28 protein-coding genes are annotated in these 26624 nt (G+C 69.6%); 11 read left to right on the top strand and 17 right to left on the bottom strand.

Annotated features, from left to right (window positions below; translation table 11 throughout):
• Nucleotides 1–51: 51 nt before the first annotated feature.
• The 3 genes from ACFPJ1_RS40385 to ACFPJ1_RS40375 all read right to left on the bottom strand — a co-directional run bounded on the left by ACFPJ1_RS40385 (nucleotide 52) and on the right by ACFPJ1_RS40375 (nucleotide 1852).
• Entirely contained in the window at nucleotides 52–744 is a 693-nt protein-coding gene (locus ACFPJ1_RS40385) for a DUF3710 domain-containing protein (RefSeq protein ID WP_380111668.1), read from the bottom strand.
• 101 nt (nucleotides 745–845) lie between these two features.
• Nucleotides 846–1298 (bottom strand): dUTP diphosphatase, encoded by a 453-nt coding sequence (dut, locus tag ACFPJ1_RS40380; RefSeq protein WP_380111667.1) that lies wholly within the window; start codon nucleotides 1296–1298, stop codon nucleotides 846–848.
• The gene (locus tag ACFPJ1_RS40375; RefSeq protein ID WP_380111666.1) at nucleotides 1295–1852 is read right to left on the bottom strand and encodes a PaaI family thioesterase; all 558 of its coding nucleotides are present in this window, start codon (nucleotides 1850–1852) and stop codon (nucleotides 1295–1297) included. Before ACFPJ1_RS40375 ends, dut begins: the two co-directional genes overlap by 4 nt.
• 52 nt (nucleotides 1853–1904) lie before the next feature.
• Between ACFPJ1_RS40375 and ACFPJ1_RS40370 the strand changes: the two genes are divergently transcribed.
• Together ACFPJ1_RS40370 and ACFPJ1_RS40365 are read left to right on the top strand one after the other, a co-directional pair.
• Nucleotides 1905–2384: a DUF3093 domain-containing protein gene (locus ACFPJ1_RS40370; RefSeq protein ID WP_380111665.1), complete on the top strand. Its 480-nt coding sequence runs from the start codon at nucleotides 1905–1907 to the stop codon at nucleotides 2382–2384.
• A gap of 33 nt (nucleotides 2385–2417) precedes the next feature.
• Complete coding sequence (locus tag ACFPJ1_RS40365) at nucleotides 2418–2717, top strand: DUF4235 domain-containing protein (RefSeq protein WP_380111664.1); 300 nt, start codon at nucleotides 2418–2420, stop codon at nucleotides 2715–2717.
• On the opposite strand, the gene ACFPJ1_RS40360 is transcribed toward ACFPJ1_RS40365, so the two are convergent.
• The 4 genes from ACFPJ1_RS40360 to ACFPJ1_RS40345 all read right to left on the bottom strand — a co-directional run bounded on the left by ACFPJ1_RS40360 (nucleotide 2714) and on the right by ACFPJ1_RS40345 (nucleotide 6235).
• Complete coding sequence (locus tag ACFPJ1_RS40360; RefSeq protein WP_380111663.1) at nucleotides 2714–3535, bottom strand: DUF427 domain-containing protein; 822 nt, start codon at nucleotides 3533–3535, stop codon at nucleotides 2714–2716. The genes ACFPJ1_RS40365 and ACFPJ1_RS40360 overlap by 4 nt on opposite strands.
• 191 nt (nucleotides 3536–3726) lie before the next feature.
• Nucleotides 3727–4026, bottom strand: a complete 300-nt coding sequence (locus ACFPJ1_RS40355) for a DUF4193 domain-containing protein (RefSeq protein WP_132196133.1) — start codon at nucleotides 4024–4026, stop codon at nucleotides 3727–3729.
• 278 nt (nucleotides 4027–4304) lie between these two features.
• Nucleotides 4305–5105 (bottom strand): inositol monophosphatase family protein, encoded by an 801-nt coding sequence (locus ACFPJ1_RS40350; protein WP_380111661.1) that lies wholly within the window; start codon nucleotides 5103–5105, stop codon nucleotides 4305–4307.
• A complete protein-coding gene (locus tag ACFPJ1_RS40345; RefSeq protein WP_380111660.1) occupies nucleotides 5102–6235 on the bottom strand; it encodes a ferrochelatase in 1134 nt (377 codons plus the stop codon). Before ACFPJ1_RS40345 ends, ACFPJ1_RS40350 begins: the two co-directional genes overlap by 4 nt.
• Nucleotides 6236–6281: 46 nt before the next feature.
• Here ACFPJ1_RS40345 and ACFPJ1_RS40340 point away from each other — a divergent pair, with 46 nt between their 5' ends.
• Nucleotides 6282–7481, top strand: a complete 1200-nt coding sequence (locus ACFPJ1_RS40340) for an MFS transporter (protein WP_380111659.1) — start codon at nucleotides 6282–6284, stop codon at nucleotides 7479–7481.
• A 90-nt stretch (nucleotides 7482–7571) separates the two neighbouring features.
• Entirely contained in the window at nucleotides 7572–8486 is a 915-nt protein-coding gene (locus ACFPJ1_RS40335; protein WP_380111657.1) for a MerR family transcriptional regulator, read from the top strand.
• Here ACFPJ1_RS40335 and ACFPJ1_RS40330 read toward each other — a convergent pair.
• The gene (locus ACFPJ1_RS40330; protein WP_380111656.1) at nucleotides 8469–9086 is read right to left on the bottom strand and encodes a trimeric intracellular cation channel family protein; all 618 of its coding nucleotides are present in this window, start codon (nucleotides 9084–9086) and stop codon (nucleotides 8469–8471) included. The genes ACFPJ1_RS40335 and ACFPJ1_RS40330 overlap by 18 nt on opposite strands.
• 92 nt (nucleotides 9087–9178) lie before the next feature.
• Here ACFPJ1_RS40330 and ACFPJ1_RS40325 point away from each other — a divergent pair, with 92 nt between their 5' ends.
• The 5 genes from ACFPJ1_RS40325 to ACFPJ1_RS40305 all read left to right on the top strand — a co-directional run bounded on the left by ACFPJ1_RS40325 (nucleotide 9179) and on the right by ACFPJ1_RS40305 (nucleotide 13198).
• Nucleotides 9179–10159 carry a phosphotransferase gene (locus ACFPJ1_RS40325; protein WP_380111655.1) on the top strand — a complete coding sequence of 327 codons (981 nt, stop codon included), beginning with the start codon at nucleotides 9179–9181 and terminating at the stop codon, nucleotides 10157–10159.
• A gap of 18 nt (nucleotides 10160–10177) precedes the next feature.
• Nucleotides 10178–11005: a formate dehydrogenase accessory sulfurtransferase FdhD gene (gene fdhD, locus ACFPJ1_RS40320; protein WP_380111654.1), complete on the top strand. Its 828-nt coding sequence runs from the start codon at nucleotides 10178–10180 to the stop codon at nucleotides 11003–11005.
• Between the two features lie 104 nt (nucleotides 11006–11109).
• The gene (gene sigK, locus ACFPJ1_RS40315; protein WP_380111653.1) at nucleotides 11110–11673 is read left to right on the top strand and encodes an ECF RNA polymerase sigma factor SigK; all 564 of its coding nucleotides are present in this window, start codon (nucleotides 11110–11112) and stop codon (nucleotides 11671–11673) included.
• Nucleotides 11674–11678: 5 nt separating this feature from the next.
• Nucleotides 11679–12422, top strand: a complete 744-nt coding sequence (locus tag ACFPJ1_RS40310; protein WP_380111651.1) for an anti-sigma factor — start codon at nucleotides 11679–11681, stop codon at nucleotides 12420–12422.
• 98 nt (nucleotides 12423–12520) lie between these two features.
• Nucleotides 12521–13198 carry a DUF6624 domain-containing protein gene (locus ACFPJ1_RS40305; protein ID WP_380111650.1) on the top strand — a complete coding sequence of 226 codons (678 nt, stop codon included), beginning with the start codon at nucleotides 12521–12523 and terminating at the stop codon, nucleotides 13196–13198.
• Nucleotides 13199–13234: 36 nt separating this feature from the next.
• On the opposite strand, the gene ACFPJ1_RS40300 is transcribed toward ACFPJ1_RS40305, so the two are convergent.
• The 3 genes from ACFPJ1_RS40300 to ACFPJ1_RS40290 form a co-directional block, all read right to left on the bottom strand.
• On the bottom strand, nucleotides 13235–14236 hold the full coding sequence (locus ACFPJ1_RS40300) for an aldo/keto reductase (RefSeq protein WP_380111649.1): 1002 nt from the start codon (nucleotides 14234–14236) through the stop codon (nucleotides 13235–13237).
• A 187-nt stretch (nucleotides 14237–14423) separates the two neighbouring features.
• Nucleotides 14424–17201: an AAA family ATPase gene (locus ACFPJ1_RS40295; protein WP_380111648.1), complete on the bottom strand. Its 2778-nt coding sequence runs from the start codon at nucleotides 17199–17201 to the stop codon at nucleotides 14424–14426.
• The gene (locus ACFPJ1_RS40290; protein ID WP_380111647.1) at nucleotides 17198–18328 is read right to left on the bottom strand and encodes a metallophosphoesterase family protein; all 1131 of its coding nucleotides are present in this window, start codon (nucleotides 18326–18328) and stop codon (nucleotides 17198–17200) included. Before ACFPJ1_RS40290 ends, ACFPJ1_RS40295 begins: the two co-directional genes overlap by 4 nt.
• A 148-nt stretch (nucleotides 18329–18476) precedes the next feature.
• Here ACFPJ1_RS40290 and ACFPJ1_RS40285 point away from each other — a divergent pair, with 148 nt between their 5' ends.
• The gene (locus tag ACFPJ1_RS40285) at nucleotides 18477–19061 is read left to right on the top strand and encodes a GNAT family N-acetyltransferase (protein ID WP_380111646.1); all 585 of its coding nucleotides are present in this window, start codon (nucleotides 18477–18479) and stop codon (nucleotides 19059–19061) included.
• 6 nt (nucleotides 19062–19067) lie between these two features.
• Nucleotides 19068–19565, top strand: a complete 498-nt coding sequence (locus tag ACFPJ1_RS40280) for a phosphatase domain-containing protein (RefSeq protein ID WP_380111645.1) — start codon at nucleotides 19068–19070, stop codon at nucleotides 19563–19565.
• Nucleotides 19566–19570: 5 nt separating this feature from the next.
• Here the strand turns inward: ACFPJ1_RS40280 and ACFPJ1_RS40275 are convergent, their stop codons facing one another.
• The 6 genes from ACFPJ1_RS40275 to ACFPJ1_RS40250 all read right to left on the bottom strand — a co-directional run.
• Nucleotides 19571–21247: an ABC transporter substrate-binding protein gene (locus tag ACFPJ1_RS40275; RefSeq protein ID WP_380111644.1), complete on the bottom strand. Its 1677-nt coding sequence runs from the start codon at nucleotides 21245–21247 to the stop codon at nucleotides 19571–19573.
• Nucleotides 21244–22251 (bottom strand): ABC transporter ATP-binding protein, encoded by a 1008-nt coding sequence (locus tag ACFPJ1_RS40270; RefSeq protein ID WP_380111643.1) that lies wholly within the window; start codon nucleotides 22249–22251, stop codon nucleotides 21244–21246. Before ACFPJ1_RS40270 ends, ACFPJ1_RS40275 begins: the two co-directional genes overlap by 4 nt.
• A complete protein-coding gene (locus tag ACFPJ1_RS40265; RefSeq protein WP_380111642.1) occupies nucleotides 22248–23294 on the bottom strand; it encodes an ABC transporter ATP-binding protein in 1047 nt (348 codons plus the stop codon). Before ACFPJ1_RS40265 ends, ACFPJ1_RS40270 begins: the two co-directional genes overlap by 4 nt.
• The gene (locus ACFPJ1_RS40260) at nucleotides 23287–24285 is read right to left on the bottom strand and encodes an ABC transporter permease (protein ID WP_380111641.1); all 999 of its coding nucleotides are present in this window, start codon (nucleotides 24283–24285) and stop codon (nucleotides 23287–23289) included. Before ACFPJ1_RS40260 ends, ACFPJ1_RS40265 begins: the two co-directional genes overlap by 8 nt.
• A complete protein-coding gene (locus ACFPJ1_RS40255) occupies nucleotides 24285–25214 on the bottom strand; it encodes an ABC transporter permease (RefSeq protein WP_380111640.1) in 930 nt (309 codons plus the stop codon). Before ACFPJ1_RS40255 ends, ACFPJ1_RS40260 begins: the two co-directional genes overlap by 1 nt.
• 1150 nt (nucleotides 25215–26364) lie before the next feature.
• The coding region (locus ACFPJ1_RS40250; protein ID WP_380111639.1) for a hypothetical protein at nucleotides 26365–26624 on the bottom strand (260 nt) is incomplete at its 5' end.

The following is a 26624-nucleotide window of genomic DNA, read 5'->3' as shown; positions in this document are numbered from 1 at the left end:
CACAGTCTAATCCGCCTGCGAACGTGCTGAACCGGTATCCGGACATCTCCGTCAGGCCTCTTCCTCGGCGGCCGGCTCGGCGCCCGGGGGCAGCCGCAGGGCCAGCGATTCGCGCGGTGCCATCGGCTCGCTGCCGCGGACCACGATGACGTTGCGCAGCGACTGCTCCATCGGCGGCGCGGCGTCGGGCTCGACCGCCGCACGGCCGAGCACGGTGGCGCGCAGCAGCCAGCGCGGGCCGTCGATACCGATCACTCGGGAGGTCTGGCTGAAGATCTGGCCGTCCGGGTCCTCGACCGGGACCACCAGCACGAGCTCGGTACCGAACGGGCCGTCGGTCTCCGACGCGGTGCCGCCCATCCGGGTCGCCTCGGCGGCGATCTCGCGGCGTACCTCGGTCCAGATGCCGGAGGTCTTCGGCGCGGCGAAGGCGCGCAGCTCGAGCGCGGAGTCTTCCAGCACCAGCAGGATCGCCTGCACGTCACCGCTCTGCTCGTCGACCTGCAGCCGCAGCTCCATGCCCGGCATGCCGGTGATCACCAGCGCACCCAGATCGATCCGGTCCTCGGCCTCCAGCTCCGAGTCATCCACCTCGCTGGAGTCGAACGGACCCGCGCTGCGGCCCTCCGGCGTACCGGCTTCCTCGGCGCCCTCATCTTCGACAGGGGCCTCGACCACGTCGTCGCTGCCGGCCGGGCCGGTCGCTTCGGTGTCGTCGTTCTTGGCCTTGCGGCGGAAGATCACTGCTCTTGCCTACTTCCTCGTTCGTCAGTCATGGCTACCGGGCCGGCAGATTTCAGCCGCCGTAGTCTCGCGTATTCCGCAGGTCAACGGAGTGCACCTGATCAGCGTGTCACACCACCGAAACCGCCGGTCGAGCCGTATCCACCCTCGCCGCGGGCCGAGCCGGGCAGCCTGTCCACCTCGACGAACCGGGCCTTCTCGACCCGCTGGATCACCAGCTGCGCGATCCGGTCGCCGCGGCGCAGCGTGACCTCGGCGGCGGTGTCCAGGTTGATCAGGCAGACCTTGATCTCGCCACGGTATCCCGCGTCCACCGTGCCGGGCGCGTTGACGAGTGTGATGCCGTGTTTCGCGGCCAGACCCGAGCGCGGGTGGACGAAAGCGGCGTACCCGTCCTGCAGCGCGATGGCGATCCCGGTGCCGAGCACGGCCCGCTCCCCCGGCTTCAGGGTCACGTCGCTGGTCGCGAGCAGGTCGGCGCCTGCGTCGCCAGGATGCGCGTACGCCGGGACTGGCAGATCCGGGTCGAGCCGCTGGATCAGTACCTCGGTCATGGGTTCACCTCGTAGTCGTGGACCTTCTCAGCGGTCATGTCGGTGCCGTGCTCGATGAAATGCTCCGGCGGCACTACAACGAACACAGCTGTCGCCCGTAACGCCACACTTCCCTCGGGACCACCCAGCCGCCCGACGGCCTTCGCGTACATCCGGCGTCCCTCGAAGCCGAGGCACTCCGCCCGCAGCGACAGCGTGGCTCCCACCGGCACCGGCCGGATGTAGTCGGTCTCGAGCCGCCCGGTAACCATCGGCCGGCGCAGTAACCAGGACAGCCCACCAAGAGCCTCGTCCAGTGCCATCGCCAGTACGCCGCCATGCGCGAGGCCGGGTGCTCCCTGATGCTCCGCGGTCACGGTGAACTCACCAGTGATGGTGACGCCAGGCCCGGCCGTCGACACCAGCCGCAGCCCGGTCGGGTGGGACGGCCCGCAGGCCACACAGTTCTCGTAGTGCGACGGCAGCACCGTGCCCGGCCCGGGAGCGTCGGGGTGCCGCTCCGGTGGTTCCAGGTCGCGCTTCGGCGTCGCCGTACGCGTCGGGGGCTCGATCACGAGAGGCGACCCTACCGACGGACTCCGACAGGCCGCGTGCCAGGCTGGTCCTGTGGGTGACGCACGGGTTGACGCAGGGGCCGGTTACCGGGAGCGGCTGAGCGTGCCGGTTCGCTGGTGGATCATCGCGGCCGCCGCTGTCCTGACGCTCTGGGTCATCACCGCGGTGCCGGCCGGCAACGTCGCCGGCTTCGCGGTCGCCGGAGTCGCGGCGGTCCTCCTACTAGTGCTGTTCATCAGGTACGGCGGTGCCGTGGTCGAGGTGGACGCCCAGAAACTCCGGGCCGGCCGGGCCTCGATCGAGCGGACCTACCTGGGCGAGGCGGAGCCCCTGACCGGTGAGGCTGCCCGCAACGCCTTCGGACGCGACTGTGACCCGGCGGCTTATCTAGTACTGCGGAGCTACTTGCCCGGGGCGGTCCGGGTGAAGCTCACAGATCCGCGGGACCCAGCGCCGTACTGGCTGATCGCCACGAGGAACCCGGAGCGGCTGGCAGCAGCTCTGACGGCCGACAGCGTGGCAAGATCCTGAGTACCGGGGATCAGTAGCTAGGAGGCTGTTGTGGTGGGAGCCAAGATCGGCTGGAAGCTCGTACTGATGGCATTCACAACCGTGGTGTCGATGGTTGCCCACAGGGCGGTCACCACGGCCTGGAAGCTGGGCTCCGGCGGCGAGCCGCCGAAGGGCAATAAGGCCGGCTACGTCGAGGTGGTCACCTGGGCCGTGGCCAGCGGAGCCGCCGCGGCCGTCGCCAAGCGGTTCGCCGAGGACAGGGCAGCGCAGTACTGGCTGAAGTCCACCGGCACCCTCCCGCCCGGCTACGAAGAGAAGGACCCGCTCACCAAGGCCCTGGACACGCCCTAGACGAGGCCGAACTCCTGCTGGAGTGCCTGCGCGACCGGTCCACTCGGCCGGCCGCGGAGCTCGCCGTCGACGTAGACGTCCACGAGGTCGTCGTAGACGGCTACCAACCCGGCCAGGTCCCGTGCGTCCGACAGCGGGTCCGGGTAGCTCCACATGAGGTTCTTGCGGCCGCCGGCCGAGTAGTAGATCGCCCGGCCCTTGTAAGCGCATGTCGTCCGCAGCTCGCTCGGCTCCAGCTCCGCGACGATGTCCTCGCGCGGCAGGTAGAAGCGCGTCGGCAGGCTGGTCTCGAACACGAATGTCGGCCGCGAGCTCTCCGCCAGCACCACCCCGTCCAGCTCGATCCGGACCGCTCGGGAGCTCGGCCGGATGTCAACCCGGTGATAAGGCTCCCGAGGGTGCGAGAGGACGGGCTGGTCCTCTTCCAGCCACTCGTCGAAGGCGTTGAAGTCCAGTACTACGTACTCCGCCAACTCCGGGTCGTCCGGCCGGAACCCGGCGCCGGCCAACCGGTCGTCCCCCACCAGCAGGTCCATGCTGTGCCCGTCACTGGAGTGCGCGGCGAACGGGATGCCGGGGTGCAGGATGCCGTCCGGCGCCGGCACGGCCTCGCCCGAGGAGTGGGCCAGGTCGACGCTCAGATCAGCCAAAGGTACGGCGTACGAGGGGACCACGCGCAGGGGTTCCCAGACCAGCGCGGCCCGGGTGGTGTCGGCGATCACGCGTCCGCCGTGCCGGACCCGGATCCGCATCTCGGTCGGCTCGTAGCGCAACAAGGACAATCCTTCGGACCACAGGTCCCGCATCTTCGTACTCATACTGCGAGATTAGGAGCTGAGCGGCCTCGCGGACATCGGTAGCACCCGCTCCCGATTGCCTATCTTTCGGTCCGGAGTCTGCTGGAGCCGGACAAAGATGGGCAAACATAACGACGGGACCGGCCCCTCGAGGGGGACGGTCCCGTATACCGGTACGGACTCAGCCGAGCAGGGCGAGAGTGCTGTCGTTCTCAGGCAGCGCAGTCGCGGCAGATCAGCTGGCCGTTCTTGGTGTTCGCGAGCTGGCTACGGTGGTGAACCAGGAAGCAGCTCGAACAGGTGAACTCGTCGGCCTGGCGCGGGAGCACCCGCACCGCCAGCTCTTCGTGGCTCAGGTCGGCACCGGGCAGCTCGAAGCTCTCGGCGGCCTCGGCCTCGTCCTCGTCGACCTTGCCGGAGTTCTTGTCGTGACGGCGAGTCTTCAGTTCCTCGATCGACTCCTCGCTGGAGTCCTCGTCCGTCTTGCGCGGGGCGTCGTAATCAGTCGCCATGGTGTTTCCCTGCCCTCTTCGTACCCGTGGTGTTGCCTGCTGAGCCCTTGAACGGGTAAAGCGGCCGAGAAATTCCGTGCCGGAACTCCTGGTCCCCCGAAACCCTTGACAGACAGGCTGGCAGCGGCATCGACACCGCCCCCGAGGCAGGGATTGTGCCCTATGAAGGGCCCTTCGCGCGCGTCGGGGTCCACCTTCTGGCCCGCGTGTCGCAGATTGAGACAGGACCGAACAGCCGAATGCTCGTTACTGCGTACTACGCGCACTAACGAGCAGTTTCAGGATCTGAGTGGATTCGCCGCCGCGAGGGCATCGTGCAGCGGCCCGAACACCGCGGGGGTCGCGGCGATCGACATCTCGGGCGAAACCGGCTCTCCGTGCAGTCCGCCGACGGTCGCGCCCGCCTCGGCGGCGATCAGCGCGCCGGCTCCGTAGTCCCACGGGTTGAGCCCGCGCTCGTACACCGCGTCCAGCCGGCCGCAGGCGACGTAGCACAGGTCGATCGCGCCGACCCCGATCCGCCGGATGTCGCGGACCTTGGTGATCAGGTGTTGCACGACCTCGGCCTGGACCTCGCGCCGGGTCGCGTCGTACCCGAAGCCGGTGCCGACCAGGGCCTTGCTCAGGTCCGGGCATTCCGAGACCCGGATCGGCCTGCCGTCCGCGAACGCCCCGCCGCCCAGCGTCGCGGTGAACACCTCGCCCTTCGGGGCGTCGACGACGACCCCGGCCACGGTCCGGCCGTCGTACTCGACAGCGATCGAGACGGCGTACGTCGGGAGGTCGTACAGGTAGTTCACGGTGCCGTCGATCGGGTCGACCACCCAGCGCACGCCGCTCGAGCCGTTGACGTCGTCGCCCTCCTCGCCGAGGAACGAGTCGTCCGGCCGGGCCTCCAGCACCCGGGCCCGGATCAGCTCCTCGGACTCCCGGTCCACCGCGGTGACGATGTCGGTCACGGTGCTCTTCGTGTCGGCCACCGTGATCGTGCCGCGGCGGCGCTCCACGATCAGGCGGGCCGCCTCGGTGGCCACCTCGACGGCCAGCTTCAGCAGGTCCTGGGGGTTCTCGGAGCTCATGCAGATTCCTTAGGTGCCGGTGCGGCGGTCGTGGCCTGTGCGGCGTCGGTGGTGGGTGAGCCCGGGGCGGCGGGACGGCGAGGGGCTGGACAGCAGTCGGGCAGGCAGTCGTCCCAGCCCGGACCGAGCTTGCCGACACAGGGGCGCTCCGGCTGCTCGCCACGCTCGGCGGCGGCCCGCTCCAGCACCAGGTCCCGCAGCATCGTCACGAACCGCGGGTCGGTGCCGGGAGTGGCCGCGCGAGCCATCGGGAGGTGCAGCTTCTCCGCAGTGGCAGCCGCCTCGGTGTCGAGGTCGTAGATGACCTCCATGTGGTCGCTGACGAACCCGATCGGCACGACCGCGACACCGGGAACGCCCTCGGTCGCGAGGTACTCCAGGTGGTCGTTGACGTCCGGCTCGAGCCACGGCACCTGCGGCGGGCCCGAGCGGGAGCAGTAGACGAGGTCCGTCCGGCGCTCGACCCCTGTACGCCGCTGCAGCTCGGCGGTGATCTCCGCGGCCACGTCCTCGTGCCAGCTGGTGTAGCCGTTGCCGTCCGGACCACTGGTGGCGTTCATGGTGGTCGGGATGGAGTGCGTGACGTAGGCGATCGCGGATCCCTCCGGCAGGCCGCTCAGCGCCTCGGCCGTGGACTCCACGAACGACCCGACGAAGCCGGGGTGGTTCGCGTAGTGGCGCAGCTTGTCGATCACCGGAGAGCCCTCGACCTGCGCGGCCGCGTCGGCCAGATTCTCTCGGTACTGCCGGCAGCCCGAGTACGACGGGTAGGCCGACGTCACGATCACCACAGCCCGCCGTACTCCGTCCGCGGTCATCTCGCGCAAGGTGTCGGTCAGGTATGGCGCCCAGTTGCGGTTGCCCCAGTAGAGCGGCAGGTCGAGGCCGAGCTCGTCGAAGGAGGACCGCAGCGCGGCCAGCAGTTCGCGGTTCTGGTCGTTGATCGGGCTCTTGCCGCCGAACGAGTAGTAGTGCTCGCCCACTTCCTTCAGCCGGTCGTCCGGGATCCCCCGGCCGCGGGTCACGTTCTGCAGGAAGGGCAGTACGTCCTCGGGCTTCTCCGGACCGCCGAAGGAGAGCAGCAGGACAGCGTCGTACGGGTTTGGATCTGGCGACACGTCGACGGGCATACAACGATGTTCTCAGGCCGGGCAGATACGGTGTGCACGGTCCCCCATGCTGAAGCCCTACGTACACCTGATGCGCCGTCCCGGTGCCGGCGCCTTCTTCGCCGCCGGGATCGTCGGCCGTATGCCGATCTCGATGATCGGTCTGGGCATCGTCATCCTGATCGCCCAGGAGAAGGGCTCCTACGGCCTGGCCGGCGCGGTCTCGGGCGTCGCGGTGGTCGCCGGAGCGCTGACGGGTCCGATCCAGGGGCGGCTCGTCGACCGGTTCGGCCAGCGGCGGCTGCTGCTCGTCGGGACTGTGCTGTGCACGATCGGGCTGGCCGGCCTGCTGTTCGCCGTCAACGCGGACGCGCCGGCCTGGGTGCTCTACCTGGTCTCGTTCGTTGCCGGCGGCACCCGTCCGCAGGTCGGCTCGTTCGTCCGGGCCCGCTGGACCCATCTGCTCGGCCGGGGCCGCGCGCTGCAGACCGCCTTCGCGCTCGAGGCGGTCGGCGACGAGGTCGTCTTCATCGTCGGCCCGGTCCTGGTCGCCGTCCTCGCCAACCAGGTCAGCCCGTACGCCGCACTCGGCGCGGCGGGGGCTCTCGGGTTGGCCGGCGGGATCTGGCTGGCCCTGCTCAAGGCGTCCGACCCACCTGGGCGCGGGAGGTCCGACGGTGCCGAGAGGGCGCCGCTGCCATGGCTCTCGCTGTTGCTGCTGAGCCTCATTGGCCTGGGCCTCGGGGCCACGCTGGGCAGCGCCGAGGTGGTCACGATCGCCTTCACCGCGGAGGTCGGGCAGCCGGAGATGTCGGGCGTCGTACTGGCGGTCTGGGCGTTCGGGAGTCTGCTCTCGGGGCTCTGGTACGGGTCGGTGCACTGGCGCGCGCCGGTCGAACGCCGGCTGCTGATCGGCACGATCGCCCTGGCCATCACGCTGTCGCCACTCCCCTGGGTCGGCAACATCGTCATGCTCGCCATCGTGCTCTTCGGCGCGGGTATGACGATCGCGCCGACGATGGTCGCGGTGACGGCGTGCGTGGAGGAATGGGTGCCGCCGCAACGGCTGACCGAGGCGATCACCTGGACCGTCACCGGCATACTCCTCGGTGTTGCCCCCGGCAACGCGGCGGCCGGTCACGCGGTCGACCGCTGGGGCGCCTCGACGGCGTACTGGGTCCCGGTCACCATCGGCATCGCCTGCGCCCTGGTCGCCAGCGTCTCCGTCACCTTCGCCCGGCCCCGCACCCGCTTCGCCCACAACTGATCCCACCCGAAGGCGCTTGACCGTGCCCGACGGACCGCGGCCTGGAGCGAGACTTGAGTCTCCAGTGAGGGGAGACGGGAGGGTGTGGTCGTGAGCGACGACGAGCTGTACTCGATCGGGGAACTGGCGCGGCGGACCGGGGTATCGGTCAAGACGATCCGGTTCTACTCCGACCGCGGGCTCGTGCCGCCGACCGACCGCAGCCCCGCCGGCTACCGCCGCTACGACCTCGCTGCCGTCGCCCGTCTCGACCTGATCCGCACGCTGCGCGAACTGGGACTCGACCTGACCACGGTCCGCCGGGTCCTGGATCACGAGATCGCGCTCTCCGACGTCGCCGCGGCACACGCCGAGGCGCTCACGGTGCAGATCCGGACGCTGCGGTTGCGCCGGGCGATCCTCACCGCGGTGTCCGAGCGGGGCTCCACTCCGGAGGAGCTGAACCTGATGCACCGACTGGCCCGACTGTCCGAAGCCGAACGCGACCGGTTGATCGGGGACTTCCTCGACACCGTGTTCGGTGATGACCCCGACTTCGCCGCGATCCGACGCACACTGACCGCCGAGCTCCCCGACCACCCCACGACCGTCCAGCTCGAGGCCTGGGTGGAACTGGCCGAACTCTCCGAGGACCCCGGCTTCCGTTCCGCAGTACGGCAGATGGCTGAGGACTACAAGGCGGGTCGTGGGCGCGTGCCGCTGCGGCCGGACCTCGTCGCCAGGATTCGCCAGCAGGTTGATCCCGCAGTTCGGGCCGGGATCGACCCGCGCTCCCCCGAGGCCGACGCCGTACTGCGCAGCCTGACGGCTGAATACGCGGCCGCGGTGGGATCGCCTGATGACGATCACCTCCGAGCCCGTCTCGCTGAACTCCTGCAGACTGCGAACGACCCGCGCTGGGCGCGGTACCTGACTCTGCTGGCGACCATCAACGGCTGGGCCGCTCCGGAGCCACTCGCGCCGATCTACGACTGGACGATCGAGGCGTTACTGCGTGCGGGGTAGCGGGGCGTTCCAGCCGCGGCGGATGGCGAGCAGCCGGATGACGAAGCAGACGGCGGCTGCGGCGATCGCGATCCAGGGAGCCGTGTAGCCGGCGGCATGCGCGGCGACCACGATGGTCGCGCCCAGGAAGGCCGGGGTCGCATAGATCTCGCTCCGCAGGACCACCGGAACGCGGCCGGACAGGAGGTCGCGGATCACTCCGCCACCGATGCCGGCGATGGTCCCGACCATGGCGGCCGACAGCGGCGGCAGCCCGTGGTCGAGGGCTACGCGCGCACCGGTCACACAGAAGAGCGCGAGCCCGGCCGCGTCGAAGACGTTCACCAGCCGCTCGACCCGCCCGATCCCGGGATGCAGGAAGAAGGTGAGCAGCCCGGCCGCCACCGGTACGACGAGATACCGCCAGTCGACCAGCGCGGCCGGCGGGGTCGCACCGATCAGCACATCCCGGATGAACCCGCCACCGAGCCCGGTCACCAGCGCCAGAACCAGGATGCCGAACACGTCCAGCTTCTTCCGTACGCCGACCAGCGCGCCGGTGATCCCGAAGACGAAGATGCCGACCAGGTCGAGCACACGCAGGGCCACGTCTCCACTCACCCTGGCACCGTAACCGGGCGACCCGCCGCACCCCGGCAGCACCGCCGAAAACAAGGCGCACCAGTGGATCGCAGGGCACTAGGGTTCGCGGCATGACCGGTGCCTCCGATGTCGACTACACCGCCACCTCGGCCAGGCCGCCGTGGAGCGCTCTCCCGGAATCTCTGCGGGAGGCGCTGGCCGTTGCCCTGGGCACCGAGATCGCGGAGGCGGGACCTTCGGTCGGCTCGGGCTTCACCGGTGGATTCGCCGCGCCGCTCCTGCTGGCCGACGGCCGCCGGGTGTTCGCGAAGGCGTCGGGCGACTCGAACCACGCCTACACGGCGTACCGGCGGGAGGCGGAGATCGTGCCGCAACTGCCGTCCGCAGTACGGGTTCCGAAGATCGTCGCGACGGCGGACGCGACCGACGACGGCACCAACTGGTTCGCGGTCGCCTCGGAGCGCATCGAGGCGAGGATGCCGGGTCAGCCCTGGGCCGCCGAGGACTTCCGCACGGTCACCGAGACCTGCGAGGTGATGGCGGCCGCCCTCACCCCGAGCCCGCTCGCCGACCTGGAGCTCCTCACCGACGATCTGGGACTCACCACCCGGCTGGCGGCCGCGATCCTGGCCGGCACCGAGCCGATGCCAGGCGGCTTCCAGCCTTGGCTGGGCGACAAGCTGCAGGAACTGCAGGATCTGGTGGACCTCTACCCCACCGCCCTCGCGGACACGTCGGCCGTCCACGGCGACATCCGTCCGGACAACCTTCTGATGGACGGCGACGGCCAGTGCTGGACGGTCGACTGGAACTGGCTCTCGCTAGGGCCGCCGTGGTTCGACTGGGTCGGCCTGCTTCCGCTCGCTCACCGGGACGGCATCGACACCCTTGCCGCGGTCAAGGCGAGCCCACTGACGGCCGACGTACCGGCCGACGACCTCGACTGTTCGGCTGCCGTCATCGCCGTCTACATGCTCGACAAGATCGATGCCCCGCCGCCGCCCGGCTGCACTCCCGAGCTCCGGCACCACCAGCGCCTCTACGCCTGGTGGTTTCTCGAGTGGCTCGCTGTACGGCGCAACTGGAGCTGAGGAACTAACTTGGAGGGTATGAGCAAAGGGCCCACCACCAGGTTCAAGGTCGAGGTACAGGACGGCACACGGACGTCGCGGCGCGAGGACGTCGTGGTGACCGAGGAGCCGCTCGAGCTGCGGTTGGAGTGGCCCGGGCGGCCGCCGGAGCCACTGGTGGTGACGATGCGGACCCCCGGCTCGGACTTCGAGCTGGCCGCCGGGTTCTGCCTCGGCGAGGGCTTCGCCGTACGGCCCGGCGCGATCTCGACGGTCGCCTACTGCACGGACGTGAAGCTCACCCGCGAGCAGCAGTTCAACACGGTCACCGTCACCTTCGACGGACCGCCCGACCGCGAACCACCCCAGCGGTACGGCGTCACCTCCGCCGCCTGCGGGGTGTGCGGCCAGCAGAGCCTCGACGAGCTCGCCGAGCGGGACTACGACCCGGTGGATCCGGTGGAGGTCCCGCTCGACGTCGTACTGCGGTTGCCTGATCTGCTGCGGGAGGTCCAGCCGACGTTCGGGCGGACCGGTGGGCTGCACGCGGCGGGGCTGTTCACCCCGGCCGGAGAGAAGGTGGTGGTCCGGGAAGACGTCGGCCGGCACAACGCGGTCGACAAGGTGGTCGGCTGGACCGTGCTCAACCAGCGCAGCCGGAAGGGTCTCGTGATGGTCGTGAGCGGCCGGATGGGGTACGAGATCATCCAGAAGGCGGTGGCCGCGGGCCTCGGCATGATCGTGGCCGTCGGTGCGCCGTCCAGCCTCGCCGTCGACCTGGCCCGCAAGTTCGACGTCACCCTGGCCGGCTTCACCCGCGGCGAACGCTGTGTGATCTACAGCACACCGGAACGCGTCCTGCGCTGACCCATCCGGCCAGGCCTCGGCTCCGAACTTCCTCCGACCAGTTTCGCCGAACGGGAGGATCCGGCCTTGTGAGCGAGGAGTCGACGGCCCTACCGTGGCCCGTCATGGTCGACCCGGAAGCCGGTACGCCGGCTGATCTGATGGCGCGCGTCGCCCGCGGTGACTCGGCCGCGTTCGCGCAGCTCTATGACCTGATGGCGCCCCGCGTCTACGGCCTGATCCGGCGGGTGCTGCGCAATCCGGCCCTGTCGGAGGAGGTGACCCAGGAGGTGATGGTCGAGGTCTGGCGCACCGCCACCCGGTACGACGCCTCCCGTGGCTCGCTCACCTCGTGGATCCTCACCATGGCGCACCGCCGGGCGATCGACCGGGTCCGCTCCGAGCAGTCGTCCACCGACCGCGAGCAGGCGGTCGCGGCGGCCAGCTCGACCACGGAGTACGACGAGGTCTCCGAGACGGTGACCACGAACCTCGAGGTCGAACAGGTCCGGCACTGTCTGTCCTCGCTGACCGAGCTGCAGCGGGAGTCGGTGACGCTCGCCTACTACGGCGGATACTCGTACCGGGAAGTGGCGGAGTTGCTCGACGCCAAGCTCGCGACGATCAAAGCGCGGATGCGCGACGGCCTGATCCGGCTGCGCGACTGCCTGGGAGTGACGGGGAGGTGAGGGCCATGACGACACCGGAAGTGCACGCGCTCACCGGACCCTACGTACTGAATGCACTGCCCGAGGACGAGCGGGTCGGTTTCGAGGCGCACCTCGCCGACTGCCGGTCCTGCAGCGCGGAGGTGGCAGAGCTCCGCGAGGCCGCCAACAAACTCGGTACCGCGGTCGCCACCGAGCCACCACCCGCCCTGAGGACGCGAGTGCTCGCCGAGATCGCCACCACCCGGCAACTCCACCCGCTCGTCAAGCAGGAGGAGCCTGTCGTCCCGGAGGCCCCGACGGTCAAGAAGGGCTTCAGCCGCAGGTCGTTCTTCGGCCTGGCCGCGGCAGGTCTCGCCGTCGCCGGCGCCGGTGGGATTGCCATCGACCAGTACCGCGACAACTCGCGGACCACGAAGGAGAACGAGCAGCTCGCGGCCCTGCTGGCCGAGTCGGACGCGCAGACGGTGCGCGGCGACGTCAAGGGCGGCGGCAGCGCGACAGTGGTCATGTCGCCGAGCAAGGACCGCGCGATCGTCCTCCTGCACGGCCTCCAGAAGTTGCCCAACGGCAAGATCTACCAGCTCTGGCTGATGGACAAGTCCCGCACCATGCACTCCGCCGGCCTGGCCAGCGGCCGGGCTACGGACCAGGCCAAACTCATCCAGGGCGGCGTAGCCGACAAGATCTACTTCGGCCTCACCGTCGAGAACACCCCCGGCTCGGCCACCCCCACCCTCCCCCCAGCCGCCCTCATCGCCATGGCCTGACCTCACGAGCGCCGACGGGGCCGGCGCGGCGCACCTCTCCGCCCGAACCCCGTCGGTACCTCCCGACTCCGCGCCCGGTGCCCGCCTAGAGTCGATCTGTGGACCACGCCCTCCGCGCCGAGCTGATCCGCCGCGCTGAAGCCGACAGCGCGGCGGTGACGGCTTTCCTGGCAGCAGCCGAGACCTACCGCGACCTGCCCATTCTGAGGTCTGGGGCTCGGCCGGTCAGTCCGTGGCCGTACACGTTGCTCGAGTGGACGCCGGCGGAGACCGCGCCTGGGCCGGTACGGCGGGTGGTCGAGGTCGTGCACGGAAACGTGGCGTGGTTGCGGGAGGTTGTGCAGGAGCGTGGGTGGCCGGGGCGGTCGGTGGTCGGCATGGATGGCGTCGACGCCGCCTGGTTGATCGTGCAGCATGCCGGGTCCGGAGTACCGACACTGGGGACGGCCGAGAACCTTACGTTTCAGGCGGCGATGGTGCCGTTGTTGAGGACGGCCGTTGAAGTGGGTGAGGCTCATCCTCGGCAGCTGGCGCAGGTGGTGGACTCGCTGTGCGAGCGGCGGGATGAGAGGCCGCAGTACGCCGTGCTGATGTCCGCCTATTCCATCCAGGATGGTCGAGCGGTGTTTCCGGCCGGATTCGATCACGTGGGGATCGAGCGGCGGCGGGTGGAGCTCGGGCTGATCTCGCTGGCAGAGGAAGCCCGGCGGCGAGCGGAGGGCGAACGGATTCTTCCGACCACCGGACACGCGCCGGAACCCTGGCCGGAGACCTAGGACCGCCACCAGGGCTGCTGGTGGCGGTCCGCGCGGTCAGAGCCTTTCGGGGGAATCGGCCAGCAGGGCGTCGATCTCGGCCCTGGTCGAGTCTGGCAACGGGCCGCTGGCGATCGCGGCCGCGTGCTCGGCCACCTGCTCCGGAGTACGAGCTCCGGGCAACGGGATGATCACCGGGTCCAGCGCCCAGACATAGGCGAGCGCACCCTGGACGAGCGTCCTGCCGTCGGTGGTCAGGAGCTCCCGGACCGCCTCCAGGCGATGGAGCCAGTCCGCCATCGCGTCGTCGTCGAAGTAGGTCCACCACGGCGTGTCCCGCCGTACGTCGTTCTCGGCCGGGCGGTTCGACAGGTCGTACTTGCCGGACAGCAGGCCCATCGCGAGCGGCGTCCGGGCGAGCACCGCGAAGTCCTGCTCGTGAGCTGCGGTGAGCACCTCGGCGCGGTGACCGAAGACGTTGATCTGCGTCTGCACGCTGACGGCGTCCGCCGACTTGCCGAAGGTCGCGATCATCGCCGGGTCGTCGACACTCGTGCCGAAGTCCTTGACCTTGCCCTCGGCAACGAGTTGCTCCAGCGTCGCGACCACGTCCTCGGCCGGCGTGTCCACCCCGCCGTGCAACTGGTACAGATCGAGCGCCTCGACGCCGAGCCGGCGCAGACTCCCTTCGCACGCGTCCCGGACGACGGCCGGTGTCACCTCCTGCGAGCCGGATTCGCGGGTCGTCTCGTCGAACCGATTGCCGAACTTCGTCGCCACCACGATCTCGGCCCGCACGCTCTCCGGCAGTTGAGCCAGGGCTTTGCCGACCACCCGCTCACTGTGGCCGGCGCCGTACACATCAGCAGTGTCCAGCAGCCGGATCCCAGCGTCGACCGCGGTGTGGATCATCCGGATGCTGACCTCGTCGTCAACCTCACCCCAGCCGGCCGGCCGCCCGTTGGACTCGAACGGTCCTCCGATCGCCCAGCACCCGACTCCCAGCGCGCTGGTACTGCGTCCGTTCCGTCCGAGCCGGCGTCCTGTCGTTGCTGCCATCATCTACTCCTCCATCCGCGGGCATGCGAAACCACGGCAGCACGCAAGCCCGTGTGCCTGATCGTCGGTTGTCATTTCGGTGTCGCGAGGCGGCGGTGGTGCCGTCCCCGGCGACTCTCACTACCCTGCTACCTGGAGTGGACTCCAGGTCAACCCCATTTCCCCGAGCCTCGTCAGCTGCGCGTGATCAGGCCTCGAGCTTGATGAAGGTTGCCTTGGGGACGTGTTCGTAGCGTTCGGGCATGCAGGTCAGGATGATCACCTGGCCGTGGTCGCCGGCGCGGCCGAGGAGGGCGCCCATGTCACGGAGCCGGCCCTTGTCGGACCAGCCGAGGGCGTCGTCGAAGATCACCGGCACGCTGCTGTCGCCGGTGCTCACCAGGTGGCTGATCGCGAGCCGGGTGATGATCGCCAACTGCTCCTGCGCCCCGGTGGACAACGCCTCCACCCGCAGCCGGGCGCCGTCCAGCTCGCGCTCGGCGACGGCCAGGTCGTCGTCCAGCCAGACCCGGAAGCTCGGCCCGTAGACGCTCCGCCCGAGCGCCTCGATCCTGTTCTGCAACGGCTCGGAGTACTTCGTCTGCGCCTCGGCCCGGTGACGCCCGAGCGTCTCGTAGACCCGCCTGGCCGCGTCGGCCCGCCGCTTCAGCGACTCGTGCTCGGCCCGGATCGCGGCCAGGTCGAGCTCGGCGGTGTCCCGCCGGGTCGCGAGCCCGTCCCGCCCCGACTGCTCCAGTCGGCCCTCGGTCGTCCGCAACGAGTCGCGCAGGACGTCGCGTTCCCCCTGCAGCCGGGTCGCGACCGCCAGCGCATCGGCCAACTCCCCCGCGACCTCGTCGGCTCCGGCGGCATCCACCTGCTCCTGAACCGCCGTCAGCTCATCGAGCACCGACTCGACCTCTGCCGTCGCCTCGACCTCGGCGCTGTCGACGTCCTCGTCAGCCAGCACCGCCCGAGCCGCCTCCAGGCCATCGATGGCAGCGGTCAGCCGCTCCCCCGCCAGCTCGGCCCGAGCCCGCGCCTGCTGCGCCTCCGAACGATCCTCGTCCGCTGCCTTGCGCGCCTGGGCCGCCGCGAACTCCGCGTCCGCCAGCAGCCGCTCCACCTCGGCCAGCCCGTCCCGGGCGTCCTCCAGCCGACGCTGCGCGGTCGCGAGCTCGCCGACATCCATCGGCGCGGGCACCTCGAAGTCCTCGAAATCGAAGGCGTTCTCGTCCGGCTCGAACTGCTCGAACAACGACATCTGCCCCGGCACGGCTTCGATCGCGGGCTGCTTGCTCTCGCGCTCCTCGGCCGGCTCCTCGCCCTCGACGATCCCGAGCCGCGCCGCCAGCAAGGCGATCCGCTCCGCCGGGTCGCCGCCCGCGGTCAGGGATCGCTCGGTACGCCGGGCCTCCTGAAGCTCCGCCGACGCCAGATCGCCCTTGCGCAACAACTCCCGCGCCGCTGGCAGATCCTTGACCCGCGCCTTCTTCAGCAGATCCTTCTCGCGCCGAACCGCCTCATCCACCCGAGCCCGCAGTGTCGCGGCCTCACCGCCCGCGCGGACCTTGACCTCCACCTGCCCCGGTACGCCGACCACCAGCTCGCCCGACACCAGCAGTTCGATCTCGGCGTCTTCTCCGAGAGAGCCCGGCACCTTCTTGCCCGAGCCGGCGTCCAGCCCGGTGCCCGACAACTCGACCGCCTCGGCGCCGACCCGTCGTACCAGGACTTCCGGTACTCCGGCTGCGAGGGCCGCGCGGGCCTCGACCACCTTGGCGCGGGAGTCCTCGAGCTCGGCGACGATCGCGTCGTCGACCTTGATGCCGTCGAGCACGGTGCTTGCCGTCGCGATGCGAGCCCGTACGTCGATCAGCTCCTCCTGCTGACCCGTCAACCGATCGAGCTCGGCGCGATCCATCAGCAGCGAGACGAGTCGCTCCGCATCCTGGACCTGCGCGCGCCGCTCGTCCTTCAGCTCGACGACCTCGGCCAGCGCAGCCTCCGCCGCGTGCACCGTCTCCGTTGCCTTGCGCGCGACCGTCTCGGCATCGGTACGCCGCTCGGCCAGCTCCGCGTCGGCCTTGGTGAACCGCTCGACGTCGGCGAGCAGGCGCTCCCGCTCGAGGCGGGTGCGGGTGTGGTTCTCGAGCCGGGCCCGGGCCGTCTCCGCGCGGCTCCTGATCGAGTCCCGGCGGAGCAGGATCTCGTCGGTCGCCTTCTTGCGTTCGCGCAGGTCCTCGACCGACTTGAGGTGATCACCGAGCCGGCTCGACAGGTCGTCCAGATCGAGCGCGAGACGCTCGGCGCGGCGGATGTCGGCGACCACTTCGTCCATCGCCTTCAACGCCTGCTCGGCGGCGAGCTCGGCCGTCGCCACCACGGCGGCGGACTTCGCGTACTCGCCGTGCGGGCGACCACCTCTCGTCCAATAGCGGAGGTACTCGTGCTCCACCGCGGTGACCAGGGGCATGGACGCGCCGTCGACCGGCGTACCGGATTCCGCTGTCACCGCGGTGATCAAGGGCTCCGCATCGGCCGGCGTCGGCAGCACGAGGGACTGGCCCTGGCCGACCATCAACGTCTGCCAGAGCACGGGATCGACGTTCTCGGCGAACAGCCGCTCGGCCTCGTTGTGGGCCTCGCGGCCGGTCCAGGTCTGGCGCCGGCCGTCCGGGTCGACGATGGACAGCTCGGTGGACCGGTTCTTCAGCCAGCGCTTGGTGTAGGCGAGTTCGAGACCACCCAGCGTCAGCTCGACCGTCACCTCGGGGGCGACGTCCTGGCCGACCGGCTGGATGTCGCGGATCCGGGTCGACTTCGAGTCGTCCGGGAAGTCGAAGACCAGCGCGAACGCCTCGACCAGGCTGGACTTGCCGACCTCGTTGTCGCCGACCACCACGGTGGTCCCGATCGCGGGCAGATCGACGGTACGGTCCTTGACGCCACGGAAGTTCCGCAGCGTCAGACTGTGCAGCCTCATCCCGCGTCCCGCGCCAGTCTGTGCATCAAGGTGAGGGCCGCTCCGGCGCCGTCGTCACCACCGGCCAGCGCCTGGCGCAACTCCTCCATCGCCGCTCGCGCGGGACCGCTCAACTGCAACGCGTCCAGGTCGGCCGCGTCGGGAGCGGGCCGGACCGTCCAGAACTTGGCCCATCGCTCGACACTCGCGAAGACCTCGCCCTGCGCGTCGACCATCGCGTCCAGCCTGCTCAGCAGCGGCAACGGCAACGACCCGTCGGCGGCCAGCCGCACGTAGGTCCGCTCCTTCTCCGGGAGCTCGGCGAACCAGTCCTCCAACGCCGTCAACGACTCCTCGTCGTACAGCTCCGCGTGGTGCTCGACCATGTGCCAGGCGCCGACGCGAATCGATTCCACCTCGATCTCGTCGGAGGTCAGCGTCACCTTCAGCACGTTGCCCGGGTGGGTTTCCTCGGGTGCGGTGACCTCCTGCGTGCCCGAGAACCAGATCCGGTCCGTCACCTCGGTGGTGGAATGCCGGTCGCCCAGACCGATGTAGTGCAGCCGCCCGTCGGTCACTGCCGCCTCGAGAGCCGCCTGGTCGATGGTCGGTACGTCGGACATCCCGCCGCTGAGGCTGGTCAGCTGCCCGTGCGCGAGCAGGATCCTCTTCGTACCCTGCGGGGCCGGCGACAGGTCGGCGTACCCGGGGGCGGCGGGATCGGACACCGGTCGCCGCGAGCGCCATGGGGCGCCGACGATCTCGACGCCCGGCACGATCTCCAGCGGCAGCGTGTCGGTCACGACCTTCACGTGCTCGGGCGCGTGGCCGAGCCACTGCGACGACGTCCAGAGCGAGCCCGGCTCGAGCGCGTCGTGGTTGCCCGGCAGCAGCACCACCGGCACCTCGATCCGCTTCAGCGCCTCACAGGCCCGCAGGATCGTCTGCCGCTCCACCTGGTTGTGCTCGAACACGTCGCCGGTGACCACCACGAAGGCCGCGCCCGTCTGCTTCGCCACCTCGCCGATCCGCATGACGGCGTCCAGTCGCGCCTGGGCCCACCGGGCCTGACCGTCCGGCCCCAGGAACCGGCGCATCATGCCCAGCTGCCAGTCGGAACTGTGCAGGAAGGTGATCGAGTCGTTCATCGCGGTGAGAACGCTAACCCGCCCCACCGACAACCACCCAACCAACACACCCACAACCCCCGGGATGCCCGCCATCCGAACACATTTTCGGACTCACGGCGGTGAAATGGGGTTGAGGGTGAACCGGACGGCCGCAAGGATCGCGGGTATGGACCTCTATCTCGAGACCGCGCGGCTGGTGCTGCGGCGCTTCACCGCGGGGGATGTCGAGGTGCTGGTGGAGCTGGATTCCGATCTCGAGGTGATGCGGTACCTGACCGGTCAGCCGACGCCCCGCGACGAGATCGAGCAGAAGGTGCTGCCGGGCATCCTCGCGACGTACGAGACACATCCCGGACGCGGTACCTTCGCGGCGCACGAGAAATCGAGCGGCGCCTTCATCGGGTGGTTCGGGTTGCAGCCGACCGGCAAGCCGGGGGTGGCCGGCGTCGGTTACCGGCTGAAGCGATCTGCCTGGGGCAAGGGCTACGCGACCGAAGGCACCCGCGCACTGATCGACAAGGCGTTCACCGACCTCGACCTCGAGCGGGTCGTCGCCGACACGATGGCCGTCAACACGAAGTCCCGGCGGGTGATGGTGAAGTCGGGGCTCCGGTTCGTCCGCGTCTTCCACGTGCACTTCGACGACCCACTCCCCGGCACGGAACACGGCGAGGTCGAGTACGCCGTCGACCGCGCGACCTGGACCGTGCGACCTGGACCGTGCGACCTGGAAGGCGGCCTGCTGAGATGATGCGGTGTGCCTGACGACCAACGCCCGTACGCCGTACTGGACATCGACGCGACCTTGTCCGACACCAGCCAGCGGGTCCACTTCCTGCAGAAGCGCCCGAAGGACTGGGGGTCGTTCTTCGCGCACGCCAAGGACGACGCGGTGCTCGACGAGGGCCTGGCGGTCGCCACCACGCTGGCGGCGGAGCACGAGATCGTCTACCTGACCGGGCGGCCCGAGCGGCTCCGGCGGGACACCGTGAAGTGGTTCGAGGACAACGGCTTCCCCGAGGGCAAGTTGCTGATGCGCGGCAACAACGACCGCCGCCCCTCGGCCGTGATGAAGCTGGCCCGGCTGCGGACGCTCGCGCAGGAGCGGCGGATCGCAGTACTGGTGGATGACGACGTCAAGGTCTGCGACGCGGCCGAGAAGGCCGGGTACCCGGTGATGAGGGCGGACTGGGGGCTCGATGCCGAGACCCAGCCCACCCTCTTCGAGGCCCAGGAGTCCGAGGGCCGGACCTGACCTGACTACTTGCTGAGGCCGAGGATCAGCGTGTTCGGGTACGGCGGGTAGGGCGGCAGGTAGAAGTTCTGCACCTTCGAGCCGTGCAGGAACGCGTTGCGCGCATAGATCAGCGGCACCACCGGCGAATCGGTCAGGATCTGCTTGTCCAGCGCGGCCCACTGACCCGCCGCCTTGGTCCGGTCGGACTCGCCCGTCGCCGTCGCGATCGCGGCGTCCACCTTCGGGTTCGAGTAGCGCGACAGGTTGAACCCGCCGTTGCCGATCTCCGACGACGCGAACAGCGGCTGGATGTTGCCGAGCGCGCTCGGGAAGTCCGGCAGCCAAGTCGACACCGTCAGGTCGTAGTCGCCCTTCGGTCCGGTGATCAGGTCAGTCAGCGCCTCCGCCTCGAGCGGCTTGATGGTGACGTTGATGCCGGCCCGCTTGAGACCCTGCTGGATCGCCTGCGCCACGCCGAGGCCGGTCTCGTTGTCGGCCACCAGCAGCAGGTTGAGGTTGCTCACCCCGGCCGCCGCGAGCATCGACTTCGCCTTCGCCGGGTCACCCTGTGGTGGCGCGGGGAACAGGTCGAACTTGGTGAATCCCGGCATGCCCGGGGTGATCAGCGTGGTGGCCAGCTCACCGCCGAACTCCGGACCGCCCTCGGCGACCTGGACCGCCTGCTTGTCGACGGCGTACTGGATCGCCTTGCGGACCTCGGGGTTGGCCAGCGCCGGGCGCTTGTTGTTCATCGCGAGGTACTGCAGCGCGCCGGACGGCGAGGTGGCCACCCGGGCCTTCACCGCCGGGTTGCCGGTGACCGTCGGGATCAGCGCGGCCGGGACCGACGTACCGGTGGTGGCGGAGAACTTGTCGTCGCCGGCATCGGCGATCAGCCGCTGGTTGATCACGTCGCCCTGCAGGCCCATGTCCAACACGATCGAGTCAGGCAGCCCGGTCCGCGCCGGGTCGGTCGCCTTGTCCCAGGTCGGGTTGCGCTCCAGCTCGAGCTTCGAGCCGGGCGAGTACGTCTTCACCTGGTAGGGGCCGCTGGCAACGGGCTTCTCGCCGTAGTGTGCCGGGTCGGTGTCGGCCTTCTTCGGCACCGGCGAGAAGGCCGGCATGCTGACGATCCACGGCCAGTCGCCGAACGGCTTGTTCAGCTTGAAGACGATGGTGGACTCGTCCGGCGTCTCGATCGAGGGCAGCTCGCCGCCCTTGTACGGACCGGTGTACTTCTCGGCGCCGGCCAGCAGCGACTTGTGGTAGCCGAGGCCGCCGGACAGCTCGGGCGCGAAGGACCGCTCCACGCCGTACTTAATGTCGGCGGCGACGATCGGCGAGCCGTCGGCGTACTTCAGGCCGGGCTTGAGCTTGTACGTCCAGGTCTTGCCGGCGTCGGTCACCTGGCCGGTGTCGGTGGCCAGGTCCGGGACGAGTTCGGCCGCCTTGTCCGGCGAGGTCTTCCACGAGGTCAGGCCGCGAAGCACCAGGTGGATCGTGCTGGTGCCGAGGTTCTGGCTCTTCGCCGGGTCGAGGCTGATCTCCTTGCTCGTGGTGAGCAGGTGCAGGACACCGCCGGCCTCGGTGGCGGAGGTAGCGCCGCCACCGGGGGTGGCCGACTTGTCGTTGGCGTTGCAGGCGGTGATCGCCAGCAACAGTGCGGCCGCGACCGCGACCGCTCGGGTGGTGCGTTTCATTGTGTCCTTTCAGACAGTGGGGGGCTCGAGAGATCAGAGGGTGATTCCGGGAAGTAGCAGGCGACCCTGTGCTCGCCACCTGCGACGGGTTCCAGCACCGGCCGGACCGTCGCGCAGACGTCCTGGGCCTTGTAACAGCGGGTGCGGAACGGGCATCCGGAGGGCGGATCGATGGGGGTCGGCACGTCGCCGGTCAGCACGATCCGGTCGCGCTTGGCGCCCGGTTCAGGCACCGGTACTGCGGACAGCAGCGCGCGGGTGTACGGATGGGCGGGAGCCGAGTACACCTCGGACGCCGGCCCCTCCTCCACGATTGTACCGAGGTACATCACGGCGAGCCGGTCCGCGACCTGGCGGACCACCGCGAGGTCGTGCGCGACCAGCACGTACGACAGCCCGAGCTCGTCGCGCAGATCGGCGAGCAGGTTCAGCACCTGCGCCTGGACGGACACGTCGAGCGCGGACACCGGCTCGTCGCAGACCAGCAGGTCGGGCTTCACCGCCAGCGCGCGGGCGATCCCGATCCGCTGCCGCTGACCGCCCGAGAACTCGTGCGGATAGCGCTCCAGGTGTTCCTCTGACAGGCCGACCTGCCGCAGCAGTTCGACCAGTTGCGCGCGGGTCGGACGCATCCCCTGGGCGCGGAACGGCGTGGTAAGGATGGTGCCCACGGGCTGCCTCGGGTTCAGCGAGGCCTGCGGGTCCTGGAACACCATCTGGATCTTGCGACGGACCGGCCGGAGCTTGCGACCGCGGACCCGGGTGACGTCCTTGCCGCCGATCTCGACCGTGCCGGCCGTCGGGTCCAGGAGCCGCGTCGACACCCTGGCCAGGGTGGATTTGCCCGAACCTGACTCACCGACCAGCCCGACGGTCTCGCCCCGGCGTACGACGAAGTTGACGCCGTCCACCGCCTTGACCGCACGGGCCTTTCGCCAGGGGGCGCCGCGCAGACCGAAGTACTTCTTCACGTCCTTGAGGTGGAGCAGTTCGTCCGTGCTCACAGCATCACCTCCGGTCGGCGACCGAGGTGGCAGGCGGCCTCGTGGTATCCCTCGCCCGGTCGCGGAGTCAGCTCCGGACGCTCGGTGATGCAGCGCTCTCCGACCAGGTGGGTGTACGCGCAGCGCGGCTGGAACGGGCAGCCGGTGGTGATCGAGCCGGGCGAGGGCGGACTGCCCGGGATCGTGGCGAGCCTGGGCCGCGGCGGCAAGTCCACCCGCGGCATCGCGCCGAGCAACCCGAGGCTGTACGGATGAGCCGCGCGGTGGAACAGGTCCTTCACGGAACCACGCTCGGCCGCACGTCCGGCGTACATGACCAGTACGTCGTCCGCGACCTCGGCGACCACTCCGAGATCGTGCGAGATCAGCACCAGAGCGGTCCCGAACTCCGCCTGCACGTCCTCCAGCAGCCGCATGATCTGGGCCTGCACGGTGACGTCGAGGGCGGTGGTCGGCTCGTCGGCGATCAGCACCTTCGGGTCGTTCACCAGAGCCATAGCAATCACGACCCGCTGCCGCATTCCCCCGGAGAACTCGTGCGGGTACGCCTTGGCGCGCTGCTCCGCGGACGGGATGCCGACCAGGTCGAGCATCCGCACCGCGCGCTTGAGCGCCTCCTTCTTGGAGACGTCGTGGTGCAGGCGGTACGCCTCGGCGACCTGCCAGCCGACCGAGTAGTACGGGTTGAGCGCCGAGAGCGCGTCCTGGAAGACCAGCGCGATGTCGTTGCCGCGGATCCTGCGGAGCTCCTCGCTCGACAGGCCGATCAGTTCGCGGCCGTCGAGCAGCACCTCGCCCGTCACGTCGGCGTTGGGCGGCAGCAGGCCCATCACCGCGGCCGAACTGACACTCTTGCCGGAGCCGGACTCGCCGACGATCGCGAGCGTCTTGCCCGGTGCGACGGAGAAGTCGATCCCGGAGACGGCCGGGACCAGGCCTCCTTCGGTCTTGAAGGTGACGTGCAGATCGGCGACCTCGAGAACGGGTCTCGGTGATCCGTTGTAGTGGGTCGCGGCTTGGTTGTTCGCGGTCTGGTCAGGCATGGCCCACCCTCGGGTCGAGTACACCGTGCACCACGTCCACCACCAGATTCGCGAGGATCACCAGGAAGGCCGAGAACAGCGTCACGCCGACCACCACCGCCACGTCCAGCTGACCGACGGCGCTGATCAGCAACTCGCCCAAGCCCTGCATGCTGAACACCTTCTCCGTCAGGATCGCACCGCCCAACAGGGCGCCGAGATCCAGGCCGAAGATGGTCACGATCGGTACCAGCACGCCGCGCAGTCCGTGGACCGCCACCACCCGGCGCTCGCCCGCGCCTTTGGCCCGGGCGGTGGTGATGTGGTCGAGGTTCATCTCCTCGAGCATCTGCGCCCGGGTCAGCCGGATGTACGCCGCGGCCTGGATCGCGGCCAGCACCAGCCACGGGGTGATCAGGTGCCAGGCCCAGTCGACCGGGCTCTCGGTCAGCGGCACGTATCCGTTGACCGGGACCATGTTGAGCCAGAACCCGAACACCAGGATCGCCAGCAGCCCGAGCAGGAACGACGGGGTCGCGATGCCGATGAGCGCGAACCCGACGGCCAGCCGGTCGAAGAGCTTGCCGCGTTTGAGCGCCGCGCCGACACCGAGCGTGACCCCGAGAAGCAGCCACAGCACCGCGGCCCCGATCGCGATCGACAGGGTGACAGGGAGCCGGTCGACGATCAGGGTGGTGACGGGACGAGCCAGCGGGAAGGAGTACCCGAAGCAGGGCGCGTTGCACTGGACCGCCGCGGCTCCCTCGCCGAAGGTCCGGCCTGCGAAGATCCCCTTCAGGAAGGCGAGGTACTGCTGGATCACGCTCTGGTCGAGCTGCATGAAGTGCCGCGCCTGCGCCAGCCGGTCCGGAGTACAGGGCTTGCCACAGGCCAGTCTCGCCGGGTCGGCCGGGAGCGCGTAGAAGATCAGGTAGACGGCGAGGCTGAGCGCGAGCATGACCAGCACGGTCGCGAACAGCCTGCGGAGTACGAACCACAGCAGGTCGGGCATCAGTTCGCCCTCCGCAGCCGTACGTCGAAGGCATCGCGGACGCCGTCGCCGAGCAGGGTGAAGCCGAGCACCGCCAGGAAGAGCATCATGCCCGGGAAGACCATGAACCACGGGTCTGTGCCGGTGTAGACCCACACGATCGAGTCGGAGATCGAGCGGCCGAGACTCGGGGTCGGCGGTGGCACTCCGACACCCAGGAACGACAGCGCCGCCTCGGCGCCGATGTACCCCGGGATCGCCATCGTCGCGATCACCAGCACCGGGCCGAGCAGGTTCGGCAGCAGTTCACGGGTGATCACGTGCCAGCCGCTGGACCCGACCGACCGAGCCGCCTCGACGAACTCCCTGGTGGCCAGCGACCTGGCCTGCCCCCGGATCAGCCGCGCGAGACCGGCCCAGCCGAACACGCTCAGCACCAGGATCAGCAGCAACCAGCGCGGGAACTCCGCCGGCACGATGATGCCCAGGGCAATCATGAAGACGAGTTGCGGGAACCCGAAGAGGAAGTCGAGCAGCCGGGACATCACCCCGTCGTACCAGCCGCCGAAGTACGCGGCACTGATCCCGACCAGCGTGCCGACCACCGTGGTGATCAAGGTGGCGACGATCGCGATCGCCAGCGACGTCCGCAGGCCGAGCACGACGATCGAGAACAGGTCCCGGCCGGTCAGCGGCTCGACCCCGAACCAGTGGTCCGCACTGACCCCGCCGAGCGCACCCTTCGGCGCTCCGCCCTTGGCCGGATCGAGCAGATCGATGTGGTACGTATAGGCATCCTGACCGGACAGCTTGACCAGCAACGGCGCGGCAACCGCGATCACGATCAACGCGGCCACCAGCCACGCGCCGAACCGGGCGCTGCGATCCCGGCGGACCCGGCGCAGGGCCTGCCGGGTCGGTGAGACGGTCGCGACGACCGAGGAACTCACGAGCACTCCTGACAACGATGGACTCGACTCCAGCCGAATGACGGTAGGCCAGAGTCTTCCACCATCCAGGCCCCATCTTGAATGATGAGAATGTCAACCATCCCAGTCGGGTTTAGGTGTATTCCACCCCACCCGCTCCCCCCGTCGCCGCTGCCATCCACCCCCGGTCGCTCTCCTTCGCCGTAGCTCGCCAAACGGGTGATCCTCCCGGGCAAAGCCACGTCCTCGTGGCGCTGGTGAGACCTGGCGCAGATGCCCGCCCTGTCGACGCCGAAAGGCTCGGGAAACCTGGTCGGCTGACTGTGTGTCGCCACCGCCGACCCTGCTGGGCACGCCCCAAAGGGACAGACCCAAGCCGGCATGTGACCAATCGCCGGCCAACCGTTGCCCGCCGATCGAGAAGGCTGCCAACGCCGAGCAGCGGCAGCGTGCGGTTGACGAGGTTGGTGACGCCGGAACGAAGTGGCGGCCTGATGATGACAGCGAGCGGACAACCGCGGCTGCCCGGTGCGACCACGGCGTACTCCGCCGCACGGTCCTCGCCGCGGCACGGTGCGGCCGCGGCGTACTCCGCCGCACGGTGCTCGCCGCGAACTTCGCGGCATGGTGCTGCGCTGCGCTGCAGCCCTCAGGCCCGGAGTCACTTTCGGCGGGGTTCGCCTGCGACGGCTCGGTCAGTCAAGTGCGGTTGCCACCGAGGTCCTCGCCAGGCTGGTGGGCAGGCGAATCGTCGGCGGAGTGAATGTCCGTCCTCCCGGAAGGCTGGTCCACGTCGTTCCATGGGTCGACCCTGTGGCAGCGCCTCGGCAGTAACCCGCGCTGGTTCGCCGCCCCCAACCTCAAACCCGAGGCTGCATCACCAACCTCAAGCCGAGGATGCATCACCAACCCCACCTCAAGCCGAGGCTGGATCACAGACCTCCGGCCTTGAGCCGAGCGCCTCGATCCTCCAGCCAGCCGCGTCCGAGGCCTCGCTTGTCGGCTGCGCGCTCCTCCCGGTCATCGGTGGTGGTGACCGGTGCCAGATTGTTGGCGTGGTGCAGCGCCCTGTGACCTGGGGTCGGGGTCGCCGGGTGGGTCGGTGCATCTGCCAGATCCCGGATGGGTCGGTCCGGGATCTGCCCATGGTCGAGCTGTGCGGCGGCGCCATTCACGGCGGTGCCGGGTTGTTGGCGTGGTGCAGCACCCTGTGACCTGGGGTCGGGTCGCCGGGTGGATCGGTGTGTTTGCCGGTGCCTGGTTCGGGTGGGTCGGTGTCGGCCCAGGGGTCGAACTGCGCGGCCGGGTTGTCCGCGGTGGCGGCGCCATTCACGGTGGTGGTGGTGTGTGCCGGGATGTTGGCGCGGTTCCGGGCATGGCCGGACGCCGCGGTGCCGCCGTGGCTGGTGGTGGGTGTGCGGTAGCGGGTTC

The organism is Kribbella qitaiheensis, assembly GCF_042657745.1.
Lineage (GTDB): Bacteria > Actinomycetota > Actinomycetes > Propionibacteriales > Kribbellaceae > Kribbella > Kribbella qitaiheensis.
The sequence above is the reverse complement of the archived record's forward strand: the minus strand, read 5'-3'. Positions and strand labels throughout refer to the sequence as shown.